General features: G+C 59.9%; 20 protein-coding genes. 10 read left to right on the top strand and 10 right to left on the bottom strand.

The window, feature by feature from the left end:
• Position 1 precedes the first annotated feature (1 nt).
• Positions 2-1,006, bottom strand: coding sequence for an NAD-dependent epimerase (locus GA0061100_RS04265; RefSeq protein ID WP_075851429.1), 1,005 nt, complete (start codon positions 1,004-1,006; stop codon positions 2-4).
• Positions 1,007-1,077: 71 nt separating this feature from the next.
• Complete coding sequence (locus tag GA0061100_RS04260) at positions 1,078-2,400, bottom strand: UDP-glucose dehydrogenase family protein (protein WP_075851427.1); 1,323 nt, start codon at positions 2,398-2,400, stop codon at positions 1,078-1,080.
• Positions 2,401-2,728: 328 nt separating this feature from the next.
• Between GA0061100_RS04260 and GA0061100_RS04255 the strand changes: the two genes are divergently transcribed.
• The 4 genes from GA0061100_RS04255 to GA0061100_RS04240 all read left to right on the top strand — a co-directional run bounded on the left by GA0061100_RS04255 (position 2,729) and on the right by GA0061100_RS04240 (position 8,514).
• Positions 2,729-3,586 carry a GNAT family N-acetyltransferase gene (locus GA0061100_RS04255; protein WP_075851425.1) on the top strand — a complete coding sequence of 286 codons (858 nt, stop codon included), beginning with the start codon at positions 2,729-2,731 and terminating at the stop codon, positions 3,584-3,586.
• A gap of 190 nt (positions 3,587-3,776) precedes the next feature.
• Positions 3,777-4,574: a class I SAM-dependent methyltransferase gene (locus tag GA0061100_RS04250; protein WP_244557757.1), complete on the top strand. Its 798-nt coding sequence runs from the start codon at positions 3,777-3,779 to the stop codon at positions 4,572-4,574.
• A 204-nt stretch (positions 4,575-4,778) separates the two neighbouring features.
• Complete coding sequence (locus GA0061100_RS04245) at positions 4,779-6,074, top strand: adenylosuccinate synthase (protein WP_075851421.1); 1,296 nt, start codon at positions 4,779-4,781, stop codon at positions 6,072-6,074.
• A 61-nt stretch (positions 6,075-6,135) separates the two neighbouring features.
• Positions 6,136-8,514: a hypothetical protein gene (locus tag GA0061100_RS04240; RefSeq protein WP_075851419.1), complete on the top strand. Its 2,379-nt coding sequence runs from the start codon at positions 6,136-6,138 to the stop codon at positions 8,512-8,514.
• A gap of 84 nt (positions 8,515-8,598) precedes the next feature.
• Here the strand turns inward: GA0061100_RS04240 and rpoH are convergent, their stop codons facing one another.
• On the bottom strand, positions 8,599-9,507 hold the full coding sequence (gene rpoH / locus GA0061100_RS04235; protein ID WP_075851418.1) for an RNA polymerase sigma factor RpoH: 909 nt from the start codon (positions 9,505-9,507) through the stop codon (positions 8,599-8,601).
• 370 nt (positions 9,508-9,877) lie between these two features.
• The gene (locus GA0061100_RS04230; protein ID WP_075851416.1) at positions 9,878-10,903 is read right to left on the bottom strand and encodes an RluA family pseudouridine synthase; all 1,026 of its coding nucleotides are present in this window, start codon (positions 10,901-10,903) and stop codon (positions 9,878-9,880) included.
• Positions 10,904-10,953: 50 nt separating this feature from the next.
• Here GA0061100_RS04230 and GA0061100_RS04225 point away from each other — a divergent pair, with 50 nt between their 5' ends.
• Positions 10,954-11,331, top strand: a complete 378-nt coding sequence (locus GA0061100_RS04225; protein ID WP_075851414.1) for a hypothetical protein — start codon at positions 10,954-10,956, stop codon at positions 11,329-11,331.
• A gap of 10 nt (positions 11,332-11,341) precedes the next feature.
• A complete protein-coding gene (locus GA0061100_RS04220; protein WP_075851413.1) occupies positions 11,342-12,172 on the top strand; it encodes a TrmH family RNA methyltransferase in 831 nt (276 codons plus the stop codon).
• Between the two features lie 19 nt (positions 12,173-12,191).
• Here GA0061100_RS04220 and GA0061100_RS04215 read toward each other — a convergent pair whose 3' ends face one another.
• Positions 12,192-13,400, bottom strand: a complete 1,209-nt coding sequence (locus GA0061100_RS04215) for a hypothetical protein (protein ID WP_075851411.1) — start codon at positions 13,398-13,400, stop codon at positions 12,192-12,194.
• Positions 13,401-13,587: 187 nt separating this feature from the next.
• Positions 13,588-14,199 carry a DUF1134 domain-containing protein gene (locus GA0061100_RS04210; RefSeq protein WP_075851889.1) on the bottom strand — a complete coding sequence of 204 codons (612 nt, stop codon included), beginning with the start codon at positions 14,197-14,199 and terminating at the stop codon, positions 13,588-13,590.
• A 302-nt stretch (positions 14,200-14,501) separates the two neighbouring features.
• On the opposite strand from GA0061100_RS04210, the gene chpT reads away from it, so the two are divergent.
• Positions 14,502-15,149, top strand: coding sequence for a histidine phosphotransferase ChpT (gene chpT, locus GA0061100_RS04205; protein WP_075851410.1), 648 nt, complete (start codon positions 14,502-14,504; stop codon positions 15,147-15,149).
• Positions 15,150-15,349: 200 nt separating this feature from the next.
• Complete coding sequence (locus GA0061100_RS04200) at positions 15,350-15,712, top strand: response regulator (RefSeq protein ID WP_075851409.1); 363 nt, start codon at positions 15,350-15,352, stop codon at positions 15,710-15,712.
• A 139-nt stretch (positions 15,713-15,851) separates the two neighbouring features.
• Here the strand turns inward: GA0061100_RS04200 and ctrA are convergent, their stop codons facing one another.
• A complete protein-coding gene (ctrA, locus tag GA0061100_RS04195; protein WP_069611718.1) occupies positions 15,852-16,553 on the bottom strand; it encodes a response regulator transcription factor CtrA in 702 nt (233 codons plus the stop codon).
• A gap of 441 nt (positions 16,554-16,994) precedes the next feature.
• Between ctrA and GA0061100_RS04190 the strand changes: the two genes are divergently transcribed.
• Entirely contained in the window at positions 16,995-17,351 is a 357-nt protein-coding gene (locus tag GA0061100_RS04190) for a flagellar export protein FliJ (protein WP_075851407.1), read from the top strand.
• A 243-nt stretch (positions 17,352-17,594) separates the two neighbouring features.
• Here the strand turns inward: GA0061100_RS04190 and GA0061100_RS04185 are convergent, their stop codons facing one another.
• The 3 genes from GA0061100_RS04185 to cysQ all read right to left on the bottom strand — a co-directional run bounded on the left by GA0061100_RS04185 (position 17,595) and on the right by cysQ (position 19,548).
• Complete coding sequence (locus GA0061100_RS04185; RefSeq protein WP_075851405.1) at positions 17,595-17,876, bottom strand: GNAT family N-acetyltransferase; 282 nt, start codon at positions 17,874-17,876, stop codon at positions 17,595-17,597.
• A 299-nt stretch (positions 17,877-18,175) separates the two neighbouring features.
• Complete coding sequence (sciP, locus tag GA0061100_RS04180) at positions 18,176-18,451, bottom strand: CtrA inhibitor SciP (RefSeq protein WP_004107124.1); 276 nt, start codon at positions 18,449-18,451, stop codon at positions 18,176-18,178.
• Positions 18,452-18,753: 302 nt separating this feature from the next.
• Positions 18,754-19,548, bottom strand: coding sequence for a 3'(2'),5'-bisphosphate nucleotidase CysQ (gene cysQ, locus GA0061100_RS04175; protein WP_075851403.1), 795 nt, complete (start codon positions 19,546-19,548; stop codon positions 18,754-18,756).
• Positions 19,549-19,876: 328 nt separating this feature from the next.
• Between cysQ and GA0061100_RS04170 the strand changes: the two genes are divergently transcribed.
• Positions 19,877-21,127, top strand: a complete 1,251-nt coding sequence (locus GA0061100_RS04170) for a sarcosine oxidase subunit beta family protein (RefSeq protein ID WP_075851401.1) — start codon at positions 19,877-19,879, stop codon at positions 21,125-21,127.
• Positions 21,128-21,131: the final 4 nt, after the last annotated feature.

Here is a 21,131-nt window from a genome sequence, read left to right as displayed (position 1 = left end):
CTCAGTAATTTTCCTGATACCACTCGACGAAGCGTTTCACGCCCTCGTCGACCTCGATCTGCGGCTTGAAGCCCGTCAGCGCCACGAGCAGGTCCGGAACGGCGTAGGTATTGTGGACGTCGCCGGGCTGCATCGGCAGCATCTTGCGGATCGCCTTCTTGCCGAGCATTGTCTCGATGGTTTCGACGAAGGTCATTAGCCCGACAGGCTGGCCGCCGCCGATATTGACGACGCGGAAGGGGGCGTTCTTCGACAGGGTGTCGATGATCGTCTCCGATGCGACCCGGTTTTCCTCCGACGGCACCACGCCGATCAAGCGCACGATGCCTTCGACGAGATCGTCGATATAGGTGAAATCGCGGCTCATCTTGCCTTCGCCGTAAATCTCGATCGGCCTGTCATTCTTGATGGCATCGACGAACTTGAAGAGCGCCATGTCCGGCCGGCCCCACGGGCCATAGACGGTGAAGAAACGGAAAGCGGTCGTGGGCACGTTGAAGAGATGCGCGTAGCTGTGGGCCATCAGCTCCATGCTCTTCTTGGTCGCCGCATAGATCGTCATCTGCTCGTCGGCCTTGTCGCTTTCGGCAAAGGGGATCTTTTCGTTGGCGCCGTAGACGGACGAGGTCGATGCCAGAAGCAGGTGCTTCGGCTGCAGGTTTCTTGCCAGCTCCAGGATATTGAACGAACCGACGAGGTTGGAATCGACGTAGGAACGCGGATTTTCAAGGCTATAGCGCACGCCGGCCTGCGCGGCGAGATGGACGATCACATCAGGTTCGGAGAGTTCGGCTGCATGATCCAGCGCTGCCTTGTCCTCCAGCATGCCCGTCACGGCCTTGAAGCCGTTGGAGCGCGCGAGGATGGCGGTGCGCTTCTCCTTGAGCTTGACGTCGTAATAGGGCGTCATGCCGTCGAAACCGACCACGAAATGGCCCTCGTCGAGCAGGCGCTTGGCAAGGTGGAATCCGATGAAACCGGCGGTGCCGGTGATGAGGTAACGCATTGATCGGCCTTTGCTTGAAGCATTTCCAGGAAAAGTGCGTAGCGATTTTCCGCTCGGAATGCGTAAACGCTCTAAAGTGTGGCGTCGCTCGAGGGTCTGCCGACGCTTGTATAGGCAAAGCCGTGCTTTGTGACCTCGTCATGGCGATAGATGTTTCTAAGGTCGACGAGAACCGGTGCCTTCATCACGGATTTGAGCCTAGCGAAGTCGAGTGCGCGGAACTGGTTCCATTCCGTCACGATGACGAGCGCATCGGCGTCGCGTGCTGCGCCATAGGCATCCTCGGCATAGGCGATGTTGTCGATGACCAGGCGGGCATTCTCCATGCCTTCCGGGTCGTAGCCTGTTACCGTGGCGCCGGCATCCTGCAGCGTCTGGATGATTGAGATCGCCGGGCTGTCTCGCATGTCGTCGGTATTCGGCTTGAAGGTGAGGCCGAGGACTGCGATCGACTTGCCCCTGATATCGCCGCCCATGGCCGCGATCACCTTGCGGCCCATGGCGCGCTTGCGATTGTCGTTGATCGATACGGTCGTTTCGATCAGGCGCACGGGGCTGTCGTAGTCCTGAGCCGTCTTGGCAAGCGCCAGCGTGTCCTTCGGGAAGCACGAGCCGCCATAGCCGGGGCCGGCATGCAGGAACTTCGAGCCGATGCGGCCGTCGAGGCCAATGCCGCGCGAGACTTCCTGCACATTGGCGCCAACCTTCTCGCAGAGGTCGGCCATCTCGTTGATGAAGGTGATCTTCATCGCAAGGAAGGCATTGGCGGCGTACTTAATCAGCTCCGAGGTGCGGCGGGAGGTAAAGAGCAGCGGTGCCTGGTTGAGATAGAGCGGCCGATAGACTTCGGTCATGACGCCGCGGGCGCGCTCGTCGTTAAGGCCGATGACGATGCGGTCGGGCCGCTTGAAGTCCTCGATGGCGGCACCTTCGCGCAGGAATTCCGGATTGGAGACGACGGCGACATCGGCTTGCGGATTGGTTTCGCGCACGATGCGCTCGACCTCGTCGCCGGTACCGACGGGTACGGTCGACTTGGTGACGATGACGGTGAAGCCCTTGACGTGCTCGGCGATCTCGCGGGCGGCGGCATAGACGTAAGAGAGGTCGGCGTGGCCATCGCCGCGCCGGGAAGGCGTGCCCACGGCGATAAAGACGACGTCGCTTGCGGCAACGCTCGCCTCTACTTCCGTTGTGAAGGAGAGGCGACCGGCGCGAACATTGTCTGCCACAAGCTGCTCGAGGCCCGGCTCGAAGATCGGTATCTCGCCGCGTCGCAGCGCCTCGATCTTGCTCGTGTCCTTGTCGACGCAGATGACGTCATGGCCGAAATCGGCAAAGCAAACACCCGACACAAGCCCCACATAACCCGAGCCGATCATCGTGATGCGCATGAAATTTCAATCCTTTTGCTGGCGCCAGGCTTCGCGTCGAAACGCAAGGGCGGCATGGGCGATTGTCTGCGCTTATACACAGGATCGCGGGTGACGCCTATATGCGATGCCCGGTTTAGGAGAATTGCGACAGAAGTGTCACAAAAGCTTGTTGGTTTTCCTGTTGTCCTATTCGAGTGCTTGCCTTGCTTTCCAAGTGAAACGAAGCCTTTGTACTTTAAGCTTATCATCGCCTATTGCTTGTGATTGGTAGCATGTTGCCACATGATGAATTGGGCGCGGTCGCTTTACAGGGGCGGCGGTGTAATGGGCGGTTCGGGACTATTGCATGAAATCGACTTTTGCCGTGCGGACAATGCGGGCTGGCGAGCTGGAGCTTGCTCTGGAATGGGCTCGGCAAGAAGGGTGGAATCCCGGTATTGACGATGCCCCGGCATTCTGGGAGGCCGATCCATCCGGCTTTCTGATCGGTGCGATCGGCGAGGTGCCGGTCGGCTGTATCTCCGTTGTCCGTTACGGCGAGGCTTTCGCGTTCCTTGGCCTTTACATATTGCATCCAGAGCTTCGCGGCAGGGGATATGGGAAACAGCTCTGGAACAAGGGCATGACGCTTGCCGGCAATCGCATCGTCGGCCTGGATGGGGTCGTCGCGCAGCAGGAAAACTACCGGCGGCACGGTTTTGAGACAGCCTATCGGACACTCCGTTATGGCGGCATCCCCAAGATACCCGAGGTGGATGAACAGCAGGCAAGACAGGTGGTGCCAGTCGTGGATGGCAAGCTTGATGGGCTGGTGCATTATGATGCGGAAATCTTCCCCGGACTGCGTCATTCCTTCATCCGGGCCTGGTGCGGTGCTCCCGAGAGGCGTGCATCCTTCATCGTAGGCGGCGGCAGCAGGGTTCGCGGTTACGGCACGATCCGCCGCTGTTTCGAGGGTTACAAGATCGGTCCGCTATTTGCCAACAAGCCGGAGGTCGCATTGGCTTTGCTGAGCAAGCTGCTGGCAAAGGCCAAGGGCGGGCCGGTCTACCTGGATGTGCCTGTCGATAACGCTCAGGCGATCAGGCTTGCTGAAGATTGTGGCTTGTCACCGGTCTTCGAGACGGCGCGCATGTATCGCGGCACAGCGCCGGCAATCCCGCTCGATCGCGTGTTCGGCGTGACGACGCTGGAACTCGGATAGCGGCACACGGCCGGCTCAGTCAGGGCGGCGCCAACATTAACCTTAACAAACGATTACTCGCGAAACGGCAGGTTTGCACAACCTGAACGGCTGCATGTTCCATGTGGCTGATGTATAGATTTCTCGGGGCGCCAAGGGGGAACTGAACAATGAATGTTCATTTTCTTGTTGGAGTCCGGCTATGCATGTCATGGAAAGTATTAACCGGCAGACCTGGCGTAATCCCTGGGCCTTGCGCGACTATCGCCGCAGTAGTGGCTATCTGAACGAAGGCGAGCGTGCCGCCTTTACTATTGCTGCCCCTAGGGTGGGCCGGGGGCGTATTCTCGATATCGGTGTCGGCGGGGGCCGCACCGCACAGCTCTTGCGAGATTTCGCAAGCGACTATGTCGGCGTCGATTATACGCCCGAGATGGTTGCACTTTGCCGAAAGAACCACTCAGACCTCCTTTTCGAGCATATGGATGCGCGCGATCTGTCGGCGTTCCGAGATGCCAGTTTCGATATGGTTGTCTTCAGTTATAACGGTATCGATTCCGTCGATGCGGCGGGAAGGCTGGCCATCCTGCGGGAGGCGGCACGCGTCCTTGCTTCCGGCGGCGCCTTTGTCTTTTCGACATTCCACCGCGGCTGGCGTGGCTTCGATGACCGCGTCGACTATCCCCGGCTGGAATGGACGTCCAACCCGGTGCGGCTCGGTTTGCGAACCCTGCGCTATGTCGAGGGCCGCATTTCCGGCACGCTGCGCCAGCGTCGGCTGAGGCCGCTCGAGGAGCGGGACGGCGAACATGCGATCCTGTTGCATGGCGCCCATGATTTCGGCGTGATGGTCTATGCGACGACGCCGGCGCAAGTCCGGTCGCAACTGGCCGATGCCGGCTTTGCCATGCCGGTGCTGCTGCTCGATCTTGAAGGAAAGCCGATCGGTGCAGTGGCGTCGCCAGAACAGGAATATTTCCATGTCGTCGCCCACAAGCCGGGCCTTTGACAGTCAAGGCCATCGGCCGGATAAGGGTACACTGGAGGCCCCGTCCGGCCGATAGCCGGGAAAATTCCTGTTGGAGGCGCTGATTCGTCATGCAAAAAGCCGAATCTCCTGAGACAACAGGGTCGCTTTCCCAAAAACAAAGCTTTATAGATGCGCGGGTTTGAGCAAGGCGCGCCGCCGCGCGCAGGAAGCGGGAATGGATAAATGACGAATGTTGTAGTGATCGGCTCGCAATGGGGTGACGAAGGCAAGGGCAAGATTGTCGACTGGCTTTCGGAACGCGCCGATGTGATTGTACGCTTTCAGGGCGGCCACAATGCCGGTCATACGCTTGTCGTCGATGGCGTCAGCTACAAGCTCGCGCTGCTGCCCTCCGGGCTCGTGCGCGGCAAGCTCAGCGTCATCGGCAACGGCGTCGTCGTCGATCCCCATCACTTCGTCGCCGAAGTCGACAAGCTGCGCGCTCAGGGCATTGCCGTTACGCCTGACGTGCTGCGCATTGCCGAGAACGCGCCGCTGATCCTGTCGCTGCATCGCGATCTGGATGCCATGCGCGAAGATGCCGCTTCCAACAGCGGTACGAAGATCGGAACGACCCGCCGCGGCATCGGCCCGGCCTATGAAGACAAGGTCGGCCGTCGCGCCATTCGCGTCATCGACCTCGCCGAGCCGGAAACGCTGCCGGCCAAGATCGACCGGCTGCTGACGCATCACAATGCGCTTCGGCGCGGCATGGGCGTCGACGAAATTTCCTTCGATGCCCTGCACACTGAGCTGAGCTCCGTTGCGGAGCATATCCTTCCCTATATCGATCAGGTCTGGCGGTTGCTCGACGAGCAGCGCAAGGCTGGCGCCCGCATCCTTTTCGAAGGTGCGCAGGGTGCGTTGCTGGACAATGACCACGGCACCTATCCCTTCGTGACCTCCTCCAACACGGTTGCCGGCCAGGCAGCTGCCGGCTCTGGTCTCGGCCCGACGGCGCTCGGCTACGTGCTCGGCATCACCAAGGCCTATACGACGCGCGTCGGCGAAGGGCCGTTCCCTTGCGAACTGCATGATGAGATCGGCAAGCACCTGTCGACCGTCGGCCGTGAAGTGGGCGTCAACACCGGCCGTCCGCGCCGTTGCGGCTGGTTCGATGCCGTGCTGGTGCGCCAGACGGTGAAGACCTCGGGCATTACGGGTATCGCGCTCACCAAGCTCGACGTTCTCGACGGCCTCGACGAATTGAAGATCTGCGTCGGCTACAAGCTCGACGGCAAGGAAATCGATTATCTGCCGGCAAGCCAGGCAGCACAGGCCCGCGTCGAGCCGATCTACATCACGCTCGAGGGCTGGAAGGAATCGACCGTGGGCGCCCGTAAGTGGGCCGATCTGCCGGCACAGGCGATCAAGTATGTGCGTCAGGTGGAAGAGCTGATCGGTGCGCCGGTGGCGCTGCTTTCGACCAGCCCCGAGCGCGAAGACACCATACTTGTGACTGACCCCTTTGAGGGCTAAAGTTGCGTATCTATGACGAATCCCGGCCCGGCTGCACACCGGGCATCATGAGAAAGTACTGATGGCGGATTTTGTAGCAGTTATTCGACGGGCCGTTGACGGCCTGACGGACAATACTCCCGAGATGCGGGTCAAGGTTTACGATAGAGCTCGTGGTGCCGTGCAACGGCAGCTCGAGAGCATGAAGCCGCGCCCGCCCGAGGAAATGCTGCGCCGCCAGCTCGACAAGCTTGAGGCCGCGATCGTCGAGGTCGAGGCCGAACATGCCGAGGCATTGCCGGGCGGCGAGGAGCCGCCGGTCGCCGAAGCGCCCGCACTGCGTGAAGAGGTCGCTGTCGAGCCCGTTCAGGACCATCACGCGGCCGAGGACGTGCATTCGGAGCCGCATGCGGAGGAGCCTGAACCAGCTCCCGCCGAAGCGCATGCTCATGAAGAACCCGGTGTCGCACAAGCCGACCACGAGCAACATGCCCATGACGAGCCGGCTGCACATGACGAGCCGGATCACGCGCGTGAGCACCAGCCCGTAGAGGAATGGCGCGAACCGCATCACGAAGAAGAGCCCTATGCTCCGGCCGCCGAACATGCTGGCGTCGAGCACCATGCCGAGCTTCACGAAGAACCGACCCAGGAACCGGTTTATCACGAAGAGCCGCAGGGCCATGCGGGCGAGCCGCAGCATCATGCTGAAGAGGTGTCGGCAGTCGCTGTCGAGCCTGCGTCTGCGCCATCTAAGCAGGCTGACGATGTCATAAGCCAGGTCGAGCAGATTTGGGCGGAAGTGGATGCATCGACCTCCCATGTAGCACCCGAGCCGGCTGCCTCCCGCCACAGTGACCCGGTCATGCCGGCCGCGGCTTTTGCGGAAGCACCCTTTGGCCAACCCGTCGAGGGACCCGTCAACGCGAAGGCAGCAGCAACCAACACGGGCTTTGCCTGGGACGCGGATGTCTTCGAGGAAATGCAGCCCGCACCGGGTGCTTCGAAGCCGGTGCAGCAGGCAGCTCGGCAAATGCCGGAAAATGCCTTTGACGATGTCGATCTCTTTGCGGATGTACATCCGTCCCGCAAGCCAGCCTCCGAAGCCGATGCCGCCAATGACGGCTGGCGCGAGCTTAAGGAGCTTGCGGGTTTCGACAAGCGCGCTGAAGACGAACGAGGCGGTGGTGCTGCTGTTCCGCCCGATCTCGACCAGGCGATGGCGGCGAAGCTGCAGGGCCGCAGCTTCCGTATGGAGCCGAAGCGCCGTCGTATCAATGTCACCGGTATCATCGTCACGCTCGTCGGCCTTGCGGTCGTCGGAGGCGGCGGCTACGCAGCCTGGCTGAACCGGGATGCGCTCAATAACATGGTGACGAAGCTCGTCAGTTCCGCTCCGAAGAATGCGGCAACTCCCGCGACATCGGATACGGCAAGCAGCAATGCACCGAGCAAAGGCAATGCCGCAACTCCTGCCCCGCAGGCGGCGGCGCCACAGCAGACCAACACGGCCGCTCAGCAGCCGCAGGGTGCCGGTAACACGGATGTTGCTGCATTGGGTGGCGACCCGAACACGGTCAACACCAAGTTCACGCAACGTCTTCTGGCCAACGGCACGGAAGAGGACGAAGGGCCTGCTCCGAACGGGCAGCCCGGCGTCGTGGAAGGCAAGTCCGTAGCCGAACAGAACGTTGCTTCTGCGGCGCCCTCTGCCGCAGCAACGCCTGCCGCCAACAATGCCGCCGCCGCCGCTCCGCAGAGCCAGGCGCCCGCGACTGCCACGCCGAATACGCCATCTGCTTCGACGGATCAGCAGGCGCCTGCCGCCAATCAGCAGCAGCAACAGGCCTCCGCCAATCAGCCGCCGGCCGTGGCGCAGCAGACGCCGCCTGCCACTGACGGGCAGAAGGTTTTCCTCTATGAGGAGCGCCTCGGCCAGACGTCGCCTACCGCCTTCCAGGGCACAGTCACTTGGTCGCTGCAGGAAGGCAAAGGGGCTGACGGCCGGCCGGAACCTTCGGTGCAGGGTCTCATCACCGTTCCGGATCGTGGCCTGACGGCGACAATCACAGTCTCGCGGAACTCCGACTCTTCGTTGCCTGCCAGCCACCTGATCGAGCTTGCCTTCCAGGTGCCGCCGAATTTCGAGGGCGGAGCGATCGACAACGTCCAGCGCGTTGCATTGAAGGCGACCGAGCAGGATCGTGGCGATGCCCTGATCGCGGTTCCGGCCAAGGTGACCGATGACGTCTACATGGTCGCGCTCAACGACTTCCCGGATGCGCGCAAGACCAATCTCGATCTCTTGAAGAGCCGCAACTGGATCGATATCCCGGTCGTCTATCGCAACGGCCGACGGGCTCTCCTGACCATGGAGAAAGGCCCGACGGGCACCGATGCCTTCAACAAGGCGATTGCGGAGTGGCAGGCACTCGGCGGCGTTGCCTCGAGCGGCCAGTAAGCTCTTCCTAAATCGATGGATATGGAAAAGGCGGGCTTTTGGCCCGCCTTTCTCTTTTCCGTTAAGCCTGCCGAGCAGGAAGTGTTATGCGGTCGCTTCGACCACGCGCAGAGCCTTGGCGCGCTCCAGCGCGTCCTTCTGCACAGCTTCCTGAACCTTTTCGAAGGCGCGAACCTCAATCTGGCGCACGCGTTCGCGGCTGATGTCGAATTCGGACGACAGGTCCTCCAGCGTTACCGGTTCTTCTGCAAGGCGGCGTGCCTCGAAGATGCGACGTTCACGGTCGTTCAGAACGCCCATGGCGCGCGCCAGCATGCGGCGGCGGGTATCGAGCTCGTCCTGTTCGATCAATACGTCTTCCTGGCTGTCGTGATCATCGACAAGCCAATCCTGCCACTGGCCGGAATCGCCTTCTGAAGCCTTGATCGGCGCATTCAGCGAAGCGTCGCCAGAGAGGCGGCGGTTCATCGAAACGACCTCTTCTTCCGAGACATTCAGCTTGGTGGCGATCTCGGTCACGTGCTCCGGCTTCAGGTCGCCGTCGTCGATAGCCTGGATGCGGCCCTTCAGGCGGCGCAGGTTGAAGAAAAGGCGCTTCTGGTTGGCAGTCGTGCCCATCTTTACGAGCGACCACGAGCGCAGGATATATTCCTGGATCGAGGCCTTGATCCACCACATGGCATACGTCGCTAAACGGAAACCGCGTTCTGGGTCGAACTTCTTGACGGCCTGCATCAGGCCGACATTGCCTTCCGACACGACTTCGCCGATCGGCAGGCCATAGCCGCGATAGCCCATGGCGATCTTCGCCACGAGGCGCAGATGGCTTGTGACGAGCCTATGCGCGGCCTGACGGTCGGCATGTTCCGCATAGCGCTTGGCGAGCATGTACTCTTCCTGCGGTTCCAGCATGGGGAACTTGCGGATCTCGTCGAGATAACGATTGAGGCCGGCTTCTCCGGCGGCAATGGACGGTAAGGTATTACGGGCCATGATTGTGCACCCTCCTATTCGAGATTTGGTTCCTTCTGGGGGCGTATTTTGCGCGCCTTCTGCGAAGCGGACCAAGGCGTACGGGTCCTGGGACCCCGCACTGAACCAATGTAAAGATAAGTACGGCGAAACGGTGATTCAAGGAGGTGGTCACGCAAGTGTTATAGCAGCGTGACCGCAGGCCTCGCCGTGACATCGCCCTTTGGATTACCCTCCCGAATAGTCCGGTGCCATGTGGTGGGACCATATCGACCTCCCAAACGCGGTCGCGTTTTCGGTCAGCACAGGCGCTCGGACTTCGGTCCTTCATAGTCGCTATTATAGGGCCGCAGGTTGCAGTCGTCCAGCGGTGGCGCTGCAGAGCCTGTCGCTATCCCCTGAGTGCAGCCGCCAGTTCTTCCATGTCGTCAGGAAGGGGTGCTTCGAAATGCATGACTTCGCCGGTGCGCGGATGCTCGAATTGCAGCATATAGGCATGGAGCGCCTGACGCGTGAAGCGATGGACGGCCTGCTTTGCAGCTTCAGGCAGGAGATTGGCTTTGGTCTTGAAGCCGCCGCCATAAACGGCGTCGCCGAGCAGCGGGTGGCCTATATGGGCCATGTGCACGCGAATCTGGTGCGTGCGGCCCGTTTCGAGATGGCACTCGATCAATGAGGCAAGCGCGGTCGCATCCGGCGTCTCGTGAAAACGCTCGAGCACCTCGTAATGCGTAATCGCCTCGTCGGCATCCTGCGAATCCGGACGCTTGACGGCGCGGCGCGTGCGGTCACTGCTCGACCGGCCGAGAGGGGCGTCGATGGTGCCGACGAGCTGGCGGGGGCGACCCCAGACGATCGCCTGATAGGCGCGTTCGAGCGAGGTCGTCCGGCCGTGATCGGCAAATTGCTGTGAGAGATGCCGGTGGGCGACGTCATTCTTGGCAACGACCATGACCCCTGTCGTGTCCTTGTCCAGTCGGTGGACGATCCCTGGCCGGCGTACGCCACCGATGCCTGAAAGGCTGTCGCCGCAATGGTGGATCAACGCATTGACCAGGGTTCCGGTCCAATTGCCCGCAGCCGGATGGACGACCAGCCCGGCGGGCTTGGAAATGACGATGACGTCCTCGTCCTCGTAAAGCACGTCGAGCGGGATATCCTCACCCTGCGGTGTCGGATCTTCCGGCTCGGGCAGGGTGATCTCATAGACATCGCCGGGGCGCACCTTGCGCTTGGCATCCGTCACCGGGGCGCCGTTGAGTGTGACGGCGCCGTCCTTGATAAGGCCCTGCACACGGCTGCGGGAAAATTCCTCGCCAATCTCGGCCGTCAGCCATGAATCGAGCCGTCCTTCGGCACTTTCATCGGCGGTTAGGACTTTTCTATTGCCCGCGGCTTCTTTAAAGGGGTCGCTCAAACGTATTTCTCCGGCGCACAAAGCGCTCTATTGAAAGCAAGGACGCATCGATGACGAATCTCGAGCCAGACGATCAAGAGGAAAAGCCCCTCGATCCGGCCCTGGAGAAAGTCCGACGCAAGATGATCCGCCTGCAGATCGTCTCTGCGGCCGTCATGGTGGTGAGCCTTATGGCCGTCTTCGGCGCCGTTGTCTACAAGACGATGAAGCCATCGGCCAAGCCTGCGGGGCAGGTGGCTTCCGGCATCCCCTCCGATGCTCCTGTTGCCGTCGCGGCTCTGCTGCCGGCAGGCTTTACGGTGCAGTCCACGGCGCTGTCGGGCAATCAGGTGCTGTTCTACGGAACGCTTGCCAGCGGCCAGCGCCAAGCCATCGTTTTCGACTACAGCGTCGGCCGTATCGTGTCGACCATATCGCTGTCCAACTGACGGCCCGACGATGACGAGCGAGCGGCTCATCGAGATCACGCATCCCGACGATCCGCGTATCGCCGAATTCTGCAATATTCGCGAACGCGATCTGACAGGCCGAGAGAACCGTTTCATCGCGGAAGGAACCGTCGTGCTGCGGCTTCTCGCTGGCGCGCATGCGGCGGCTGGCGATTTCATCGCCGAGAAAGTGCTGCTGCTCAAAAATCGGGTTGCCGGCTTGAGCGACATTATCGACACCATTCCGTCGAATGTTCCGATCTATGTCGCCGAAGCCGAGGTGCTCGACGGCATTGTCGGCTTCCATCTCCATCGCGGTGTTCTGGCACTGGGGCGTAGAACAGCTGAAGGCGGGCTGGACGCCTTTCTGGCCCGCCTCCCGAGACAGGCGCTGGTGCTTGCCGGCTGCGGCATTTCCAATCACGACAATATGGGCTCGATGTTCCGCAATGCCGCGGCCTTCGGTGCGGCGGCGGTGCTGCTCGACGAAAGCTGCTGCGATCCGCTTTATCGCAAGGCGCTGCGGGTTTCCGTCGGCTCGATCCTGACCGTGCCCTATCGCCGGCAATCAAGCGGCGTCGAGCTGCTTGCGGCGCTTGCCGAGCGCGGCTTTGCGATCTGGAGCCTGTCGCCGCGAGGTGCGGTCGATATTCGTGATGTCCCGGCTTCGGAGCGCATGGCGCTTGTGGTCGGCACGGAAGGGGACGGTTTGCCCGACAACATACTTTCTGCCTTCGGCAGCGTACGGATTCCGCAGGCGCCGGGGTTGGACAGTCTCAATGTCGCGACAGCGAGCGGTATTGCCTTGTTCGAGATGGCCGCGAAGAACGGGCGCATCTGAGCGGGCTGTGCTTTAGCGCTTAGGGGTGCTTCGGCAGTATGGCGGCGACGCGGTCGGCGAGGCTGACACGCGAGCCGGGTTCGGCAGGATCTCGATCCTTGGGTAGGAGATTGAAGATCGGCGAGTCGTCGCCCTCCTTGAGTGCCGTCAGCGCAACCATGTTGGCGGCGATCTTGGCGATCTCTTCGCGCATGGCATCGTCATGCGCCGGCGTGCGGGCCTTCAGCAGGCGATCCGATAGGGCGGCGGCCCGGTTGCGAACCTCTTCCGTCATTTGGGCGATTTCGTCTTCCACTGTTCGTTCCGGTTCCGCCACCCGCGGCGGCTCGGTTATGGTCCGCTCGTCGGCGCTGCCGGCGATTATCGATGCGGCAGCGAGCTTCGGCGTTCTTGCGGGCTTCTTCGGCGGCGTGAGGCCAGCGGCACGCAACGCCTTGCCGGCTTCTTTCGATTCCTTGACGGCAGCCTCCAGCCGTTCCCTGAGACGAATGACATCCTGGGCATGGCGTTCGATCGCGGTTTCCTTGTCGGCGCTGCCGGCAATCTCGCGGTTGAGGCGCTCCTCGAGCCGTTTGTTCTTGTCATTTTCCTGACGCAGCGATTGCTCGGCATCCGTGGCGCGCAGGCTTGCGGCGTTCAAATCCTGGCGCAATGTGTCGCGCTCGTCCCGCAATGTGTTGATGCGCAGCTTGAGGCTTTCGATCTCGGTTTCGCGCGTTGCGAGATCGATCCTGAGATTATCTGCGTCGGCACCCATTTTCGTCATCCGTTTGCGCAAGCCGTCTATATCGGCTTCCTTCTCGGCGCTGGCCTGCTCGGCCGTATGGATGCTCGATTTCAGCTGGCTGATATAGCTCTCTTCGTGGCGCAGGCGCGAGCGCAGTTCGCCTGCTTCCACCTCCAGATCGTCGATGCGTGTCTGCAGCTCCGCGCCACCAGCGGAAAGGCGGCTCGCCTCCTGCTGAAGCTTGCCGTTATGGATCTGCAGTGCGACGGTCTTGTCGCGCTCCTGCGTCAGAGCGTGTTCGGTCCGAGCGTTTTCCGCTGCGAAGAGCGCGCGCGCCATGTCTTTCTGTGCACGCACTTCCTGCGGGCTCAAGGGCATGGTTGCCTTCAGGCGCTTTTCGGTGAACCAGACGATGCGACGATGGATTGCCGGCGCGATGAGAAAGACCAGTAGAGCGGCCGTCAGAAAGCCCAATCCGAACAAGAGAGCAAATTGAATCACGACGCGGCCAGTATCCTGGAGTTATGTTCGATGTCGATAAAATGATTAATCATGGGTTAGCCATGCGGGCAAGCGTTTAACGTGGATATGGTTTATCCGTGCGGAGCGAAATTTACGGAAAGAAAAGGCCCGCAACTGAAGCGGGCCAAGGCGTGCGCTGCTTGGGAGTTCGTATCGAAAGATCGGTTCAGAAGGGATTCCAGGTCGGGTTCGGCGTGACCTTCAGATAACCCATGTTGATGCCGAGGCGTGCGCCGAGGCCGGTGCGGATCGGAACGAGCACGATATTGTTGTTCTTCAGGACCGTCATGCCGAAACCGGCGACCACGAAGGCCTGGCCGCTGACGCCGCCGAAGCGCGTGTAGACGCTGTTGATGCTCGGCAGATCGTAGACCAGCATCATGACGCGGGTGCCCTGGCCGCCGTAGTCGAGGCCGAGAGACGGCCCCTGCCAGTAGAGCGGATGTTCGCCGGCATTCTTGGTGTTGAGCTGGCCTTCGCCATAGGTCAGGCCCGCCAGGAACGCGCCGGAGCCTTCCTGGCCGAGGATGTAGCCGTTCGGCAGGCCATATTGCTGGAACGCCCGCTCGATCACCTTGGCAAGGCCGCCGCTGGTGGAGCCGAAGAAGGAGTGGCCGGCATCGACGATTTCCTGCGCCGAATACTGATTGGTGGGCGCGGCAGAGGCCTGACGGACCGGCAAGGCGAAGCTCACGAATGCGACAATGGCCAGGATCAGGCCGAGGCCGAGCGTCCTGGTGCCGGGGCTTGGCATTCTCTTGAGGAATTCATAGCGCATGAAAGTCATCCGTTCATCATGGTCGGTGCAACAGAGATGAGCGACCGACGCATTCGCCTTGAATGCGTCAAGCATGGCACATCCCCATTTTCAGACCATTCCGCCCATCTATCGCAGCCCGAATCGCGTGCGAAAAAGTCTGATGGTGATGAATGCATTTTGCGTCGATGGTCTTAACAATCGGTTTACCAAATATGGTGTCATTATGGCGCGCGGTACACTGGCTGCGAAACCCTCGGGCAACCTTACCGTGGCAAGGTGGAACTTCTCGCTTTGCCCTGTCAGCATTCAGGAGACAATGAATGTCGAAAAATCCCAATCTCACTCTGACCGGACCGGATCTGGCCGCGCTGCTGTGTAGCCGCGTCTGCCATGACGTGATCTCGCCGGTCGGGGCGATCAACAATGGCCTGGAGCTGCTCGACGAGGGTGGTGCCGACGCCGACGCGATGGACCTGATCCGCACCAGTGCGCTCAACGCTTCCGTCCGGCTGAAATTCGCGCGCCTTGCCTTCGGCGCGTCGGGTTCGGTCGGCGCCTCGATCGACACCGGCGAAGCGGAGCGGGCGGCCAAGGATTTCGCCGCCGCCGAGAAAAAGACCGAGGTCAACTGGGTCGGTCCGCGCGCGATCATCGCAAAGAACCGCGTAAAGCTGCTGCTCAATCTCTTCCTCGTTGCCTACGGCGCCATTCCGCGCGGCGGCAATATCGAAGTGACACTCGAAAATCCGGAATTCGAGGCGAAGTTCACGATCACCGCCAAGGGGCGGCTGATGCGCATACCGCCGAAATTCGCCGAGATTTGCGCCGGCACGCTGGAAGAAGCTGTCGACGCTCATTCGATCCAGCCCTACTACACGGTGCTTCTTGCCGAGGAGAGTGGCATGGAGCTTTCCTATAATGCGACGCCGGAGGAACTGACCTTCGTGGCGACCATGGTTGCCCAATAACGGTCGATCCATCCGCGTTTTCGCCCGCAGTCGGCTGTCGGCTGCGGGTTTATTTTTTCGTGTATCGAAAATTCTGTGCAATCTTTGGGTTGTCCGCTCAATTGACAATGTAGCGGTAACGAATCCTTAGCTTGCTGCTCCTATCGTTTCAATTTGAAGCCGATATCGGACGATGGAGGCTGATGCCAGGGAGCTCACACATGCAGCGGTTCATGATAACGGATACATCGGATGTCGTACGCAAGGTCGGCAAACGAATCCTGTCCGAGCTGGATTTTCTCGTGAGCGAAGCCGGGGACGCCCGCGAAGCGCTGATGCGCTGCCAGGCTGAAATCCCGGATTATCTGATCGTCGATGCCGGCATGGAAGGGGCACTCGATCTCATCACCAGCATTCGTGCCATGCCGAATGGCAAGGACGTGAAGATCTATTATTGCGTTGTCGAGGCCGACCTTCGCAAGCTGATGGCCGGAAAGCGCGCGGGCGCCACGGATTTTCTGCTGAAGCCCTTCGATCGCAAGATCCTGACGGCCATCTTCGGCAATCGCGCCGCAGCCGCCTGATTTGAACGAGATATATCGATGCAAAGCTAGCCGCCCTTTCGAGGCGGCTATTCTTTTGCGCTCCATTTTGGGGCGAATAAAAAATCCCGCCTGAAGAGGCGGGATTTCTGTGTGTCGGCGGTAAAGACGGGGAGGCGGCTCAGGCGCTTTCGGCGAAATCGCTGCTATCGGGCTCGCGCAGCACATAGCCGCGGCCCCAGACGGTTTCGATGTAGTTGGCGCCGCCGGCAGCGTTTGCCAGCTTCTTGCGGAGCTTGCAGATGAAGACGTCGATGATCTTCAGTTCCGGCTCGTCCATGCCGCCATAGAGGTGGTTGAGGAACATTTCCTTGGTGAGCGTCGTGCCCTTGCGCAGCGAGAGCAGCTCCAGCATCTGGTATTCCTTGCCGGTCAGATGCACGCGCTGACCGCCGACTTCGACGGTCTTGGCGTCGAGGTTGACGATGAGCTCGCCGGTCATGATGACCGACTGGGCATGGCCCTTGGAACGGCGGACGATGGCGTGAATGCGGGCGACCAGCTCGTCCTTATGGAAAGGCTTGGTCATATAGTCGTCGGCGCCGAAGCCGAGGCCGCGAACCTTGTCCTCGATGCCGGCCATGCCGGAGAGGATGAGGATCGGCGTCTTGACCTTCGAAAGGCGCAGGGTGCGCAGCACTTCGTAGCCAGACATATCTGGAAGATTGAGATCGAGAAGGATGATGTCGTAGTCGTAGAGCTTTCCGAGATCGACGCCTTCTTCACCGAGATCGGTGGTGTAGACGTTGAAACTTTCGGATTTGAGCATCAGCTCGATGCTCTGCGCTGTCGCGCTATCGTCTTCAATGAGTAGAACCCGCATAATTGTCCCCTTTACCGCCGCCGAAAGGTCGTCAGCCCCTTAACGCGATACCGATCAAATCACTGCTTGATTTGGAAGCTGCCATGTAATGGTTAACAAATTCTGATTCACTCTGGCAAGTCGTATCGAATTTATTAAATAATTTTTCCATTGCACTGTTTTCCAACGACAATCAGTAAAATCGACTCCTAAAGTATTGCATTAACAGCCAACGCCAAGTGATTCATCTGACTCACCAATGCCGATATGCCGAATTCCGACCACAACATTTACCGAGCCTTAAATCATTGCGCCTATCATTAACGATGCCCGTAAACGAAAGGTTACCAGCGGTAGGCTTTTATTAAGATCGCTGGAAATTTTTTTAACCAAGCCGTCTCAAAGCGGTTCGGCGGGTGGGAATATCGAGAGCCGGGGTCTCGCATCACGGGAGTAATGCGTATGAAGTCACGTGAGAGCCTTGTTCGCCTGAAAGAGTTTCAGGTGAACGAAAAACGCCGTCAGCTGCAGCAGTTGCAGATGATGATGGCGGAGTTTGACCGCATGACGAAGGAACTGGAAAGCCAGATCGTCGTCGAAGAGAAGAAGTCCGGCATTTCCGATCCGAGCCACTTTGCCTACCCGACCTTTGCCAAGGCTGCCCGCCAGCGTGCGGACAATCTGCAGGTGTCGATCCGGGAGCTGCAGGTTCAGGAAGAGGCGCTGGAAAATTCGCTCGAGGAAATGCAGGCCGAATATGCCAAGGCCGCAGCGCTCGAAGAGCGTGATGGTTCGGGTCCGGCGCGGGCACGCGCCTGAGATCGCAATTCCGTCTCCTCCTTCGGATCAAGCGTTATTGCGTTCCGGTACGGGGTCCATCTTCGGAATGCGGGGAGTATGATGGAAGCGCATGAAAGCTGCGCATGACTGGCCGTGACGGGGCCGGCCATGCGCAGCTTTTGCGTTTTCAAAGACCAATCCGACCGAACGGACGGATTATTGCCTGCTCACTCATGCGTTGCGTGCGTGTAACGGGTGCTGTCGCGACTAAAGCGCTGCATTTCAGAGATTGACGACGTCGCGCCAGTCATCATGACGTTGCGCCTGGGCCTTGAAAAAGGGGCAGAGCGGGATGATCTTCCAGCCGCCAAGCCGCGCTTCTTCGACGGCGTGAAGCGCCAGCGCCTGGCCGACCCCCTTGCCACGCAGGGCATCCGGCACGCCGGTATGATCGATAATGATCAGCTTGGGAGATGTGCGGGAAAAGGTCATCTCCGCCTCATGGCCTTCGACGGTCGCGACATAACGGCCGCCTGATGTGTTGTTTTCGTTGCGGATATCCATGATTTTCTCCCTTGTCGCGTTTGATGCAACAAGGATTGCATGCGCTATGCCGTCTGCCAACCGTCTAGATTGTTAACGGATCGTCTCCGTTTAAGCCGGTGCCAGACATACGGACCGGCTGAGTTTTTACCGCTAGGCGGCTGGACGCTGAGCGGGCTTTTGCTTCGAAATCTGTTCTTTGACAGGTCATCGGAATATGACGGCGCGCATTCGAAATGCGTTGCTCCAAATAATTCGGGCCTCTTTTCAGAAAAGAGGCCCGAACACAAAGTCAAATTAAGGTGGTGCTGTCGCTGCTGTCAGTGGCGATACTGCTGTATGCGGGTCGTCCGGAGGCCAGCCAGGCCATGGGTATTGATGGACGACTGCCAGGAGAGGAACTCTTCGACGGTCAACGTATAACGTTCGCAGGCTTCTTCCAAGCTGAGCAGACCACCACGCACGGCGGCGACAACCTCTGCCTTACGACGAATGACCCAGCGGCGCGTATTCGGCGGCGGCAGGTCTGCTATCGTCAGCGGGCTGCCATCGGGGCCGATGACATACTTCACTCGGGGACGTATCATTTCGGTCATTGGACTCTCTACACACACTCAAGACCACGTGTGGCACTCTAGCTTGCCACATTTAAAAATTGCCTAAGCACATGGTAAGACTTTGCTAATAATTTTAATGAATGTGGCGGAGGGCTGATTTGCGTATGTCCTGCCTGAGCAAAATGCCCAAAAGCCCCTGTTATTTCAGGGTAAATCACATTCATTCTATGATTTTTCGTCAGTAAAAACTTACGCTTCCGGGTCGAAATTGCAGGGACCGGCCTACTGCTTTCAGGCGCGGGAGCAGGCGCAAGAATTGTTTTTTACTTGCAAAAATAAACTTACGCCGACACGCCGTGCTTCTGTCCGCCCCAGCAGATGAAGTGCGGATTGGCAAAGTCGGCATCCTCATTCTGGTCGGTCTTGCCATAGGTCAGAAGGCCACCCTCGACGGTGACGGTCTTGCCGCCTGCCGCCCGCAGCACGGCATCGCCGGCTGCCGTATCCCATTCCATGGTACGGCCGAAGCGCGGATAAACATCGGCCTTGCCTTCGGCGAGCAGGCAGAATTTCAGCGACGACCCGATCGACGTGCAGCCGGAAACCGCGTTGTCGGTCAGGAAGCTTTCGGTTGTCGCGTTGCTATTGCAACGGCTGGCAAGCGCCGTCAGCTTGGCAGGGCGCTCTCGCACTGCAATGTTGATGCGGCCGGTAACGGCAAAATGCTTGTCGACCATCAACTTGCGCGCCCTGCCGGGTTCGCCGGTAAACGCTATTCCGAGTGCCGGCGCGTAGACGATGCCGATCACGGGAACGCCGTCCTCGACGTAGGCGATGTTGACGGTGAATTCATCGCGATGCTCGATGAACTCGCGCGTACCGTCGAGCGGATCGACGAGAAAGAAGGCGCGGCCGTGGATATCCGGAACCTTGCCGGCGGACACCTGCTCCTCGGCAATGGCCGGGATATGTGGAAAATCGCGTTCGAGGTGCCTGAGAATGATGTGTTCGGCGCGCTCGTCGGCCAGCGTGACGGGGCTCATGTCCTGCTTCAAGGCAACCGCGTAGCCAGCACGATAGACCTCCAGAATGGCCTTTCCTGCGTCGAGCGCCGCCTTTTCGAATGTTGCAAGCATTTGCTTTTCGTCTTCCGCGCGCCATGCGCGCCTGAATGATCCGAACACTATATATAGGAAGTTGCGATTGCGAAGTTTAGACTTCCGATGTTCCGGCTTTCTTCGCCTTAGCGCTTGATCCGGGGTTTAGCAACAGAGCATCGATCACTTTCGTTATGGCCGAGGCTATGGGCGCGCCGGGCCACCTGATTTCCACTCGGCGGACATCTATTGCCACTGCGCATTCGGAAAAGATCTTGTTCTGTTTGCGAAGCTTTTTCGTCCTTTCGGGACTTGTCGTTTTTATTGCATGTGCGAATGTGCCGCCGGGTAGTATCGGGATGAATGCATGCGATATTCGGCATATCAGCTTCTAAAACAGGCGTTTTCGGGCAATCGTCATTGGCAGCCAGTGTGGCGGACGCCGGAGCCGAAGCCGCATTACGACGTTATTATCGTCGGCGGTGGCGGTCACGGGCTGGCAACGGCCTATTATCTCGCCAAGGAATTCGGCATTACCAATGTCGCCGTGCTCGAAAAGAGCTATATCGGCTCTGGCAATGTCGGCCGCAACACGACGATCATCCGCTCCAACTATCTGCTGCCCGGCAACGAGCCCTTCTACGAATTCTCGATGAAGCTCTGGGAAGGGCTGGAGCAGGATTTCAACTATAATGCCATGGTATCCCAGCGCGGCATCGTCAATCTGTTCCATTCCGATGGCCAGCGCGATGCTTATGCGCGGCGCGGCAATGCGATGCGCATGCACGGCGTCGATGCCGAGCTTCTGAACCGTGAGCAGGTTCGGCGGATGATGCCTTACCTGAATTTCGACCATGCGCGTTTCCCCATCCTTGGCGGCCTCCTGCAGCGGCGCGGCGGCACGGCGCGACACGATGCGGTGGCCTGGGGTTACGCGCGCGGCGCCGACAGCCGCGGGGTCGATCTCATCCAGCAATGCGAGGTGATCGGCATCCGCCGCGAGAACGGCGTCGTCACCGGCGTAGAGACCAATCGCGGCTTCATCGGCTGCAACAAACTGGCGCTTGCGGCTGCCGGCCACACGTCGATCCTCGGCAATATGGCCGATCTTGAGCTGCCGATCGAAACGCACGTCCTGCAGGCGTTCGTGTCCGAGGGGTTGAAACCCGTTATCGACAACGTCATCACCTATGGCGCGGGACACTTCTATATCTCGCAGTCCGACAAGGGCGGTTTGGTGTTCGGCGCCGATATCGATTATTACAGTTCCTACGCGCAGCGCGGGAATCTCGCCACCGTCGAGCACACGATGGAGGAGGGGGTGGCGCTCATTCCCGGCCTGTCGCGCGTGCGCGTGCTGCGCACCTGGGGCGGCGTCATGGATATGAGCATGGACGGCTCGCCGATCATCGATCGCACCCCCATCGAAAACCTTTATCTGAACTGCGGCTGGAACTATGGCGGCTTCAAAGCGACGCCGGCCTCGGGCTTCTGCTTCGCGCATCTGATTGCCAAGAACGAGAGCCACGATGTCAGTCGCCTCCTGCGTCTCGACCGCTTCGAGCGCGGCTTTGCGATCGACGAAGGCGGCAAGGGTCCGCAGCCGAACATGCATTGAGGGC

This window comes from Martinezella hainanensis (genome assembly GCF_900094555.1).
GTDB lineage: Bacteria > Pseudomonadota > Alphaproteobacteria > Rhizobiales > Rhizobiaceae > Rhizobium > Rhizobium hainanense.
Note: the sequence above shows the minus strand (reverse complement) of the source record. Positions and strands in the feature narration are given on the sequence as shown.

Excerpts from the sequence above, each read along its gene's own strand:
- GA0061100_RS04245 (WP_075851421.1), top strand. The coding sequence starts at position 4,779 with ATGACGAATGTTGTAGTGATCGGCTCGCAATGGGGTGACGAAGGCAAG.
- ctrA (WP_069611718.1), bottom strand. The coding sequence starts at position 16,553 with ATGCGGGTTCTACTCATTGAAGACGATAGCGCGACAGCGCAGAGCATC.
- GA0061100_RS04170 (WP_075851401.1), top strand. The coding sequence starts at position 19,877 with ATGCGATATTCGGCATATCAGCTTCTAAAACAGGCGTTTTCGGGCAAT.
- rpoH (WP_075851418.1), bottom strand. The coding sequence starts at position 9,507 with ATGGCCCGTAATACCTTACCGTCCATTGCCGCCGGAGAAGCCGGCCTC.
- GA0061100_RS04250 (WP_244557757.1), top strand. The coding sequence starts at position 3,777 with ATGGAAAGTATTAACCGGCAGACCTGGCGTAATCCCTGGGCCTTGCGC.
- GA0061100_RS04200 (WP_075851409.1), top strand. The coding sequence starts at position 15,350 with ATGCAGCGGTTCATGATAACGGATACATCGGATGTCGTACGCAAGGTC.
- cysQ (WP_075851403.1), bottom strand. The coding sequence starts at position 19,548 with ATGCTTGCAACATTCGAAAAGGCGGCGCTCGACGCAGGAAAGGCCATT.
- GA0061100_RS04265 (WP_075851429.1), bottom strand. The coding sequence starts at position 1,006 with ATGCGTTACCTCATCACCGGCACCGCCGGTTTCATCGGATTCCACCTT.
- GA0061100_RS04190 (WP_075851407.1), top strand. The coding sequence starts at position 16,995 with ATGAAGTCACGTGAGAGCCTTGTTCGCCTGAAAGAGTTTCAGGTGAAC.
- chpT (WP_075851410.1), top strand. The coding sequence starts at position 14,502 with ATGTCGAAAAATCCCAATCTCACTCTGACCGGACCGGATCTGGCCGCG.
- GA0061100_RS04260 (WP_075851427.1), bottom strand. The coding sequence starts at position 2,400 with ATGCGCATCACGATGATCGGCTCGGGTTATGTGGGGCTTGTGTCGGGT.
- GA0061100_RS04255 (WP_075851425.1), top strand. The coding sequence starts at position 2,729 with ATGAAATCGACTTTTGCCGTGCGGACAATGCGGGCTGGCGAGCTGGAG.
- GA0061100_RS04210 (WP_075851889.1), bottom strand. The coding sequence starts at position 14,199 with ATGCGCTATGAATTCCTCAAGAGAATGCCAAGCCCCGGCACCAGGACG.
- sciP (WP_004107124.1), bottom strand. The coding sequence starts at position 18,451 with ATGACCGAAATGATACGTCCCCGAGTGAAGTATGTCATCGGCCCCGAT.
- GA0061100_RS04225 (WP_075851414.1), top strand. The coding sequence starts at position 10,954 with ATGACGAATCTCGAGCCAGACGATCAAGAGGAAAAGCCCCTCGATCCG.
- GA0061100_RS04220 (WP_075851413.1), top strand. The coding sequence starts at position 11,342 with ATGACGAGCGAGCGGCTCATCGAGATCACGCATCCCGACGATCCGCGT.
- GA0061100_RS04185 (WP_075851405.1), bottom strand. The coding sequence starts at position 17,876 with ATGGATATCCGCAACGAAAACAACACATCAGGCGGCCGTTATGTCGCG.
- GA0061100_RS04240 (WP_075851419.1), top strand. The coding sequence starts at position 6,136 with ATGGCGGATTTTGTAGCAGTTATTCGACGGGCCGTTGACGGCCTGACG.